The 10,854-nt window shown below is 62.4% G+C and carries 7 protein-coding genes; all 7 read right to left on the minus strand.

Translation table 11 applies throughout. The features are described 5' to 3' along the window. Positions 1-228 precede the first annotated feature (228 nt). Positions 229-1,452 (minus strand): hypothetical protein, encoded by a 1,224-nt coding sequence (locus tag IRZ31_RS16990; protein WP_297155786.1) that lies wholly within the window; start codon positions 1,450-1,452, stop codon positions 229-231. Next, complete coding sequence (locus IRZ31_RS16995) at positions 1,449-2,288, minus strand: ATP-binding cassette domain-containing protein (RefSeq protein ID WP_297155788.1); 840 nt, start codon at positions 2,286-2,288, stop codon at positions 1,449-1,451. Before IRZ31_RS16995 ends, IRZ31_RS16990 begins: the two co-directional genes overlap by 4 nt. A gap of 249 nt (positions 2,289-2,537) precedes the next feature. Then, the gene (locus tag IRZ31_RS17000) at positions 2,538-3,515 is read right to left on the minus strand and encodes a sugar ABC transporter substrate-binding protein (RefSeq protein ID WP_297155790.1); all 978 of its coding nucleotides are present in this window, start codon (positions 3,513-3,515) and stop codon (positions 2,538-2,540) included. A 588-nt stretch (positions 3,516-4,103) separates the two neighbouring features. Next, entirely contained in the window at positions 4,104-5,507 is a 1,404-nt protein-coding gene (locus IRZ31_RS17005) for a PTS transporter subunit EIIC (RefSeq protein ID WP_297155792.1), read from the minus strand. After that, positions 5,504-5,836 (minus strand): PTS sugar transporter subunit IIB, encoded by a 333-nt coding sequence (locus IRZ31_RS17010; RefSeq protein WP_297155794.1) that lies wholly within the window; start codon positions 5,834-5,836, stop codon positions 5,504-5,506. Before IRZ31_RS17010 ends, IRZ31_RS17005 begins: the two co-directional genes overlap by 4 nt. A 465-nt stretch (positions 5,837-6,301) precedes the next feature. After that, positions 6,302-9,409, minus strand: coding sequence for a sigma-54-dependent transcriptional regulator (locus tag IRZ31_RS17015; RefSeq protein ID WP_297155796.1), 3,108 nt, complete (start codon positions 9,407-9,409; stop codon positions 6,302-6,304). 268 nt (positions 9,410-9,677) lie between these two features. After that, the coding region (locus IRZ31_RS17020; RefSeq protein WP_297155798.1) for a hypothetical protein at positions 9,678-10,854 on the minus strand (1,177 nt) is incomplete at its 5' end.

The raw sequence follows: 10,854 nt of genomic DNA on the forward strand, positions 1-10,854 counted from the left end.
CAGCATGGCGAGCGACGTGCGAGGCGCCGATCCAACCAATCCTTCCAGCCCGCACGTGACCCGCCCGCCCCAGGCCAGCGCCTCGCCTTGGAGTCGGAGCGGACGGACAAGCGAGGCGTACGTATCACCGCTGGGCTGGGTAAGGATTGAGAGCGACCGCCGGTCGACCAGCGCAGCGAGGCAGCTACCCCTGCGCTGAGCAGCCAGGGCGGCAAGCGGACGGGCAACCTAGCGGCCACGACGAGCCTGAGCGCGGCGAATCAGGGCATCGGCGGCCACGGCGATCACCAGGACCACGCCCTCCACCATCTCCTTCACATCTGTGCCCTGGCTCTTCAGATCGAGGCCGTTCTCCAGGCTGCCAATGATCAGCGCGCCGAGGATCAGGGTCCAGACCGAGCCTTTGCCACCGAAGAGACTCACGCCGCCGATCACTGCCGCTGCGATCGAATCGAGCAGCAGCGTTGGATCAATCTGACTGGCCACCGCCAGCCCGCGCGACGCCGCCAGCACGCCACCGATGGCTGCCAGCGTCGAACACATCGTAAAGACCGCCACCCGAATCAGCGGCACATTGATACCGGCGCGGCGCGCTGCCTCGGCGTTCCCACCAACGGCATAGACATAACGGCCAAAGGGCGTCTTCGTCAGCAGGAGCCAGCAGAGCAAAATCAGCCCGGTCAGGAAAATCACCGACTGAGGCACGCCCAGGTAGGACTCGAAGAGGGCCACCGCGCCCTCGACAATCACCGCCACGATCACGATCTGCAGCAGCAAGCGCGGCAGCGGTTGCGTACGCAGGCCGGCACGCTGGCGACGTATATAGTTGAAGACCACAAACCCAATATAGAGCAAGAGCGCCAGTGTTGGCAAGCCGATGCCCAGCGCATCCGGCAAGTAATTATTCGCCAGCGAGACAATGAAGGCATCGTGGATAATCAGCGTACTCTGTCCGGCGAGCAGGTAGAGCAAGAGGCCAGAGTAGCCGATAGAGGCCGCCAGCGTCACAATGAACGAGGGAATGCGGATAAAGGCGACCAGCAAGCCATTAATGAGTCCGGTGAGGGCACCCGTCACAAGGGCGGCCAGAATCGCCCAACCCGCAGACACTCCGTGGCGCTCGGTCAGCACGCCCATCACCACTGCGCAAAGCGTACTCACTGCCGCCACCGACAGATCGATCTCACCCAGTAGCAGCACCAGCGTACTGCCCAGAGCCAACACGCCGATCTGCGTAATCTGAAGCACCAGATTCGAGAGGTTACGCGGCGTCAAAAAGAGGCCGCCGGTTGTCAAAGCAAAGTAGGCGGCAATGACCAGCAACGTCAGTAAAACGGGGACAAAGCCCAGATCGGTGCGCAGGAGCTGGCCCACTGTGGGACGCGGCAGCCTGGAGGGCACCTCAACGCTGGTTGTTGGAGCTGGTTGCTTCTGCTTCACAGCTTCACTCATAACTGCGAACCTCCTCCATTCGAGCCATTCGCGTCCACCTCAGCGCCGAACTCCGCGCCAGTGATGGCCGCTACCACGCGCTCAGGCGTCGCCGTCTTCACATCGAAGGTAGCCACGCGTCGCCCCAGGCGCAGCACAATCACGCGGTCCACGACCTCAAAAACATCGGCCAGGTTATGCGAGATCACCACCACGGCCAGGCCCTGCTCGCGCAGGCGCTTGATCAGATTGAGCACCTGGCGCGTCTGCGCCACGCCCAAAGCCGCCGTCGGCTCGTCCAGGAGCACCACGCGAGCCTGACGCAGAATGGTCTTGGCGACCGCAATGGACTGGCGTTGACCGCCCGAGAGCAGCGAGACCGGCACGCGCACCGAAGGGATCTTGACATCGAGCACGCTGAGCACGCGCAGGGCCTCGCGCTCCATAGACACCTCAGAGAGCACGGGCCAGATATCCAGTTCCTCGTGGCCGAGGAAGAGATTAGCGACCACATCGAGATTGTCGCAGAGCGCCAGGTCCTGATAGACGGTCTCGATCCCCAGGCGTGTTGCCACGCTGGGACCAGTGATCTTCACCGGGGTGCCCTCCAGGAAGATCTCGCCGCTGTCGGCCTGCTCGACGCCGGAGATTATCTTGACCAGCGTCGATTTGCCGGCGCCATTGTCGCCCACGAGGCCGACAACTTCGCCGGCGTAGACCTCAAAGTCGACATTCGAGAGGGCCTGCACGGCCCCAAACGCCTTACTGATACCGGTCAGGCGCAGACGTGGCTCAGCCACGCCCGTCTGGCCGGGCCGAGAAGGAGCGGTGGGTGTACTGATAGAACTGTCTGCCATGTGGCCTCCACAATGAGCGAACTAATGACACACATGGCTCATCGGCGAGCAATGGGAGAGGCAGACAGGCCGAATGGCCGACTGACCGGGCGCCCTGCTCGCCGATGAGCTGGTAATCATGCCCGTTTCGCCTGCCGGTGATTCACATCTGCTGTGGCGATCTGTACTGCTATTATATAGCAGCAGCGAGATCAAGAGCAGCCCACTGCGAACCATGCAGCGGCAGGCACACAGCCAGGGAGAAGGTGGTTAGCAGATGCCTCCGGTCCCTGCTGGGAGGCCCTGACAGATCTGCTCTTTGGTCACGAAGCCATCGGCCAGCACCGTCGAAGCGATATTCGACTTATCGACAGCAACCGGCGTCTCCAAGACCGACGGAATGTTGCCGCCATCCTTGGTCTTGGTCTGGCCGTTGACCAGCTTCGAGGTGTCTTCCCCTTTGCTGATGGCTGCCACCAGCTGAGCGGTGGCATTGGCTTCCTTGGTGATGGCCTTGTAGACCGTCATGGCCTGCTCGCCCGTCAGGATATTCTGGATACCGGCGACGGTGGCATCCTGACCGGTGACCAGCACCTTCTTATCCAGGTGCTGAGCCTTGAGGGCGGCGATCACCGAGTTGGCCATACCATCGTTGGCCACGTAGGCAATCTGGATGTTGTTCTGGTTGGCCGTCAGGGCCTGATCCATCTCGGTGCGCGCCGTGTCGTTATCCCAACCAGGCGTGTAAGTCTCGTAGACCAGCTTCAGCTCGCCGCTCTGGAAGAGCGGGTCAAGCGCCTGGTGCGCGCCCTGGCGGAAGAGGATGGCGTTATTATCGGTCTGAGCACCGTTGATCATCACCACACGGTCGCCCTTGTGATGATGCTGGACGATGTACTCACCCTGCAGGTAGCCGACGCGCACGTTATCGAAGGAGACGTAGTAAGCCAGGTCCTTGGACTGGATCAGGCGGTCGTAAGCGATAACGGGAACGCCTTGCTGCTTGGCCTTGAGGACGATGGCGGCGGCGGCATCGCTATCGACGGCGCCCACCACCAGGATGCAGTCGCCGCGCGTCAGGTCGGCTTCGGCCTGGTTGAGCTGCTCGTCCTTGTTGCCCTCAGCGTTGTTATAGTCGACGGTCGCCCCAGGCAGGGCCGCCTTAATGCCGTTGATCAGAGCCGGCCTATCCTTGGCATCCCAGCGCTCCGAGGTGGCCGTCTCCGGCAGGAGAATGCCAATCTTCATGCATCCTTTGCCATTAGCCGCTCCGGAGGATGATGTACCGCCAGTGCTGCCACTGCTACCACAGGCGGCTAGAAGGAGAGATAAGAGCAGCGTGATCGCTATGGCAGCAAATCTGCGCTGTCGGATAAATAACGTCATTGTTCGCACCCTATCCTTTCGTAGAGAACTCTGTGCAATGAGCTAGACAGCAGGCATTGCCTGGTCGCAAGACAGGCCGCGGGTGAAAGCTACGAGTGCTGCCTGTCTCACTGAAGATGACTCCTCGCTGCCCCCAAAGGGGTAAGCGAGGCGGGCCGACATCGGCTCTGGCTTGCAGCGCTCCAGCCCGGTTGCCCGAGGACGGGGGCGCTCTGCCAGGTGCATGAGCAAGAGCGCAGCGCTCATGCGTTTGTCCGTTTGTTCGCTCGTATGTCTGTCTTCAGCCGCGTGAAGCCCAGAGCTTGCCATTGACTGAGTCGGTCAGGGAGGGAAGGGAACTCAAGCTACCCTCTCCTGCCGGGAGAGCTATCTACCTCCTTTCTTTCAGCTCGCCTGCGCTCGGAGACGCAACGACCAGGCCCCAGCCGCTCTGGAAGCCATTGGCCCTGGTTAGCGGCTCAGTGCCCCCCGACCAGCGCCGCTGCTGACCGACGACACGGCTTTGGTGGCCGTAGCACGCTCGCTTTCACCGCGGGCTGCCGCCTCTTCGCGAGCGATCAAGATGCGTTCCCAGGCTTTGAAGAAGGGATAATAGAGCACAGCGGAAACAGCGAGATCGAAGAACTGCAGGAGGCTGCCACGAATGTCGCCCCCGGTAGCCACGAAGCCGCTGATTCCGACGGGAACGGTGAAGGGCTGCATCACCATCGGCACATGGACCAGGCCGAAAGAGAAGGCCAGGTAATTGATGGTGACGATGGTGACGGGAACCAGCACGAAGGGGATCATCATCAGCGGGTTGAGCGCCATAGGGACCCCAAACGTGACCGGTTCATTGATATTGAAAATCGCCGGTCCCAGGGCGACCTTACCAACGGTACGCAACTGAGCCGAGCGCGAGCGTAGCATATAGATCACCAGCGGCCAGGTCGCACCCGAGCCGCCCAGGTGGGCGAAAATATGGAAGAACGGCTCGGTGACGATGCCGTGGGCGTGGGCCGGGCCGGCGGCGGCGTTGGCGGCCAGCGTGCTGAACCAGAAAGGGGCCGCGATGGCCGTGACGATATTCATCCCGTGGATGCCCACCGACCACAGCAGCATCATCAAGATGATCTCCAGCAGGGCTGCTGGATAGCTGTCCTGCACCACCACCAGCGGCTCAAAGACCTTCATCAGCAGGATCGGCAGCGTCAATTGCAGCGTCACGCGATGGCCGCTGCTGTCGGTCGTCGTCACTGTATGCGAGCTGACAAACCACTCCAGCAGCCAGATCGTCGTGATGAGCAGCACGGCAGGAACCAGTGCTTCGAAGGCGCGCTTGACATTGGCGGGCACGCTCTTCGGCAGGCGAATGGTAAAGCGGGAGCTGCGGAACCAGCGCATCACCTCGCTGGTGAGGATGCCGATCAGGATAGCGATGAGCAGGCCCTGACCGCCGAGGTAGGGCAGGATGGTGCCCAGCGTCAGGCTATTGAGGTTGGTGACCGGCATACTGGCGACGAGGAAGAGGACCATCGCCAGGACGCCCGGCTGTACCGGCTCGGTGCGCCGGTACTGGGCAACGCTGTAGGCCACGCCGAAGGCCAGGAAGAGGGCCATTAGCCCAAAGGAAAGGTTGAAAGGCACCAAAATGGCGTTCTGGATGCCAGCATGGGCCTGGAGAAATTGGGCAAGGGCCGGAATTGGCGGATTGGCGATGATCAGAAAGATGCTGCCCGCGATGATCAGCGGGAGCGTGAAGATGATGAAGGCGTCGCGAATCGCCTGCAGATAGATGTTGCTGGCGATCGCGCTCAGCGGCGGTACCAGATAGCGCTCAAACCAGGCGCTACTCTTTTCGATCATCGCGTTCATGGCTGTGCCTGACCTTCCTGCGTCTCTTGCAGGAGCAAGAGCACTTGCTCCAGCACGGCCTCACCGTTCATCGTTGCATAGTGAAATGGCTCGATCAATGCCACGGGCTTGCCGGCTTCCTGCGCCAGCCTCTCGATGCTCTTGCGCAGATGGCGAATCTGCGGAGCAATGAGCACCACATCGCACTCGTCCAGCCGGTCCATGTATTCACCGGCGCTCAAAGCCTCAACGCTGAGTGTGTAGTTGCGTGCCGCTGCCGCTTCGAGCATGCTTTCCACCAGCAGACTGGTGGACATGCCCCAGCTGCAGACAATCAGGACTCGGATCATGCTCGCTCCTTCCCGCCGCACGCTGGCTCGCCTTCCCTTCCCTCTCCCCTCTGCTCCTATTCTGACCCTGAGTTCCAACCAGGGGCAAGCTCTCCGGGGGAGAGCCGAAGGTCCGTGCTTACCACCGCGCTGCGGGGTCACTCTTCTCTTTAGCAAGAACTATGCCAGAAATGTGTGTAGCACAGATAGCACACTGGAGGGACGCGCTAGTCTGTTGCATGGGCACAATGGATGGGCTTGGCTCGGTCCGACTGGGCCGGACCAGAGTGGATGGCGCTGGACTGCATCGCTGGCAGGATGGCCACAAGCCAAGCGCGCCCCTGGCTTCTTTGAGAGATGTCGCTCGCTCGACTAAGGATGCTCTGTACTTCCTTTTGCCCTTATTATACGTAGCCGGGCGGGATATGGCGCAGCCCTACCACGCACGCCATGTCGGGAGTGGGGGAGAAAAGCCGCCGGACAGCGTCAAGGGCGGGCGGCGAAGATATCGAGCTGGCGCAGGATGCAGACGATATTGTAGGCCTCTTCGTCGGGGAGAAAGCGCCCGACCTGCTCTCCTAGTAGCTGCAGAGCATGACGACAGATTGAGAGGTCGCGGGCAAACTGCTGCTCGACCAGACGGCGTACCGCCTCACTCACCAGCATCCCTTTGTAGGGAATGCCGCGTTCCAAAATGCAGGCCAGGTGCAGCATCAAGCCGGCCAGCACCTCCATTGGGAAGCTCTCGCCGACCTCGACCTCGATCAGTTCGATGACCCGATCGAGCAGGGGCATGACACGCGTCGGATTGAGAAAAATCATGCGCTGGCTGAGCGTCTCCGTGAGCTGGCGCACGAGGTCGGCGCGGCGCGAGAAAAGCTGCACCTGACCCCGCTGGGTCCCATTGCCATCGCTGAGCGCTTCCCCTTGGGGGGAGTGGCCCGCGGCCACCGCGCTGGCCAGGGGCAGCGTCAGCGGCGTCGCCGCGGCTGGTCCCTGCTCGCGCCCGGCCTGCAGCAGGGCTGGATCGATGAGCGTCTCGCCGAGCAGCGTACGCAGGCGGGCCAGGCCGTCGCCAAAGAGCAGATCCGTTAAGGGAATAAAGGGATAGTCGTCCAGGTGGGGGTTAATGGTGCCCACGACGGCGATCACCTGGCGGTTGCCGACGAGCTGCTGGATGTCCTCGCGTGTCTTATACGAGAGAGTAATATCCATGCACAAAATAGTGATACCCTGCTCATGCAGGCCGGGCAGGGCCTCATTGATCAGCTCAGCGATCTTCGCGGCGCTGCCAAGGCCCGTCAGGCACACTGAGAGAATGACGCGCCCGGCTTCGCGGCTGGGGCCAGGGTCTCTGGAGCCTGTGGCGGGCAACGGCTCAGTGTGGCGCTCACGACCGCCGCTGCGATTACTGATCGAGCGCGTCAGGGTCAAGCTCTCGGCCAGTTGGTCGAGGCTCAGGTCGCGCGAGCGCTGGGCGCGGCGCACTGCCTCGATAACCAGGGGAGCGCTGACATCGGAGACCGTGCGCACGCGGACGCCGGTCTGTTGTTCGACCAGCTCGTTCAGGGAGAGCAGGGAGACGAAGTCAACGAGGAGCAGGACGCCGGCCCCCTGGTCGGCCACGCGCACCCAACTGGCGACCTGGGCCACCAGCTCGTCGGGCGACTGCTCCAGTGACAACTCGACCCAGCGCACGGTCTTGACGCCGACCAGGGTATTGGCCAGCTCGGCCAGGCCAGCAGCAATGCCGCGCCCGTGGGCGGCGACTACAATACCGACGCCGGGCTGCTCGCTACTGAGCAGGCTATCGGCGTGAGCCAGGAGCACGGCCAGTACATCAACCTCGCTATCGGGCAGCGGGGCCTGCAGTGCGTTACGGAGCTGAGCCAGGGCGGCGCGCGCTACCTCATATTCGCGCGGATAAGTTTCGGCCACGGATTCGATGACGGAGGTGGGAACTTGATGGCCGCGGGCCAGATGCTCCAGGGTACTGGTGACATGCATGGCCAGCACCAGCGCCAGCTTCTCGGGCAGGTCGCGCTCCAGGCGCTGGGCGGCAAAGTCGACCACGGAGCTGCAGGCGGCGGCGACCTGCTCGTCGACCAGGTGCGGAACCGCTTCCTGGCGAGCGCGTGTGACCTCGTCGGCGAAGCGCTGGAAGTAGTGTTGGATCTCTAGCTGCAATAAACGATTGACTTCGCTGTCGGTGAGGCCGCTGCGGCGCAGCGTGCGCACCTCCTGACTGATGGTCTCGTAGAGGTCGCGGGCCGAGTGGGGCAGGACATCGAGGCTGAGGCCGGTAGGGGTGAAGATGTGAGTGACCTTGAGGACATCAAGCAGCGGCTCCAGCGAGCGCTGCAGCTCGGCGGTGCGCAGGAGACCGCGGCGCACGTGGTCGGGCAGGTTGCTGACGTCAACGTGCAGCTCGCTGAGATTGCGCGTCCGGTAATCCAGATAGGCTCGGGCGCACAGCAGCTGGATGTCGGTGCGCAGTTGCCCGATGTTGCCGGGACACTCGTAGAGCAGGAGGGCCTGAATGACCTGCGGTTCAACGTGGATGTTGGCGCCGATGCTGCTGCATTCGGTGGTGAAGAAGGCGCGGATGAGGGCGTAACGCTCCTGCATCGAGCGCTCGGCCAGGCCGGGCAGCGTGATGAGCATGGGAATGCGCCGGCGGAAAGTTGGCAGCAAGGTGATGTTGGGGTCCTCGGTAGTGGCGGCAATGAGTAAGATGCTGGCCTGCCGCTCCTCGACGTCGCCCAGACGACGGAAGCGCTCGCGGTCCATCAGGTAGAAGAGCATCTCCTGCCCCTCGGGAGGGAGGCGGTGCACTTCGTCGAGGAAGAGGATGCCGCCGCTGGCCTGCTCGACGAGGCCCGGGCGGTCGCGCTCGGCGCCGGTGTAGGCCCCGCGAACAACGCCAAAGAGGTGGGCCATGAGCAGCTGGGGATTGCCGGCGTAGTCGGCGCAGTTGAAGGAGACGAAGGGGGCGTTGGGAGGTAAGGCCCCGAATTCGACGGCAAAGGCATGCATCAGACGCGCAAAGGTGGTCTTGCCCACGCCGCTGGGGCCGCAGATGAGCGTGTGCAGCCCGTGCGGAGGGTAGAGCATGGCCGCCTTCGCCTGCTGAATAGCGACCTTCAGTCCTTCGTCGCTCCCGACCAGCGTTTCAAAGCTGGTAACTATGGCTCCACTCTGCATGGAGGCCACCACCACCGGCAGCTTGTTGGGAGCCTCTGGTCTGACGAGCTTCGGCAGATCTGGCGGACGGGTAACTGCCGGGGCCTGGGTCTGCTTCTGCTGCGACTCCCTGACCGACGGTGGCTGCGACCCGACCGGCGACAGTGGCGGTTGGGGGGAGAGGCTCCTGACTGCGAACAGGACAGGACGGCCAGGGATGCGCTCGACCTTCCCCTCCTGTGCTAACTGATTAAGGTCACGGCTGGCATTGGTGCGATCGATAGCGGCGCGTTCCGCGACTTCTTCGGCGCTGAACCCTCGCTTGCGCCTGAGCGCCGTGCCTTCGGGGGCAGCGGCGGCCTCCGCACACATGGCGCGCAAGATTTCAAAGACGCGATCTTTGCGCAGCAAGCGACGTCTTCCTTCTCACTGACCAGCTCAGCGGTTTTCCTGTCTGTTCAGTGTTCAGTTTAACATCACTTGCCCGTAAATACAACCTGGCGGCGTTCCTGTCCCGGGACGGAAATAGCTGGACCGGCCACCGCTTCGGCGATTTTATGACGAACCTGTTAGGAGGCAATCCTCCCGCCTGCGAGCGGCAGGTGCTGCTGGAAAGGAAACCGGACTGTGCTGATCTCACGGGCTTATCTGGGGCGGCAGGCGACCGAAAGGCGGGCTTTCAGGCATCGCAGCGATTGTAGAGCTGGGTGAGTGCCTGGCGAAAGGCGGGATCAGTCGGTGAGACATTGTGATCCGTGGTGATCACGACCATCAGCTCCCAGCCGGGCACCGTTGGGAAGCGTTTCAGCGTATAACGCCAGTGCTTTTGCTGCAGCGCCTGCACAATGGCTGGCTTACTCTGATCCTGATGTACGAGTAGTAACAGAGCATAGTGAGCAGCATGAAGCACTTTCTGGCTATAGGCCGGTACACGCGCCCGTGGCTCGGTCACCAGGATCTGCTGATTGGTGACAAAGGTGATGGGGTTGCCGACCCAGGCGGTTGCCAGGGCGTAGCTGATGTGCTGCTGGCGCAGATAGGTGATGATGGGCGTGTAGTCGCCCGGCGCCTGAACGCAGCCGGAGGTCTCAAACGTATTATGCGTGTTGGCCACAGCGTAGGCCGAGAACTGCGTGCTGAAGTAACAGATCAGCAGCAGCAGCAAGAGCGTGGGACGCAGCAGCGACTGCCAGACGACAGGCCGCTTGCCCGGGTGTGGCGCATGCAGCTCCGCCCTGACTTCTGTGTTGGGTGCGCTAGCTCTGGAAGCGGAGGAATCCTGTTCTGTCACGGCGGAGCCATACCAGCAGGCAGTCGTGGCTGCCGCCAGGAAGAAAGGCAGCACTATGACCAGCGGCACCACATAGCGCCCGGTCAGATCCCACGGTCCACAGCCCGAGTAAACGCTTGCGACTGCCAGCGGATCAAGACAGTAGATCACTGTGAGGCAGCAGGCGAAGAGAAGGGGTAGCAACATCAGGCGGCGCAGGCAGAGCAGCGTTGGCCGGGGCCAGACCCATGAGAGGAGCGAGGCAGTGGCGGCCAGCGTCAGAGCGAGGCCATTGATGACCAGTCCTGGCGTCAAAATTGCAGGATGGTTCTGAGTCACATAAGGCTCAGTTGGTAACGTACCGCCGATGACGCGCGGGGCTATACAACGTGCATAGAAAGTGACAACTTCGCGCAGTATATGGAGACGGCTGCCTGGGGCGGCGATAGGGTGTCCGCCGTGTAGCATGTAGAGGAAATTCTCCCAGTTATGCTGCGCGCCGTAGATGAGCGCCGGCACCAATCCCAGCAGCATTGCCGGCAGTGCCGCTGGCGCTGCAAAGAAGCCCGCCTTTAGCCGGGTCCAT

The sequence above is a fragment of the Thermogemmatispora sp. genome, assembly GCF_019683635.1.
Classification (GTDB): Bacteria; Chloroflexota; Ktedonobacteria; order Ktedonobacterales; family Ktedonobacteraceae; genus Thermogemmatispora.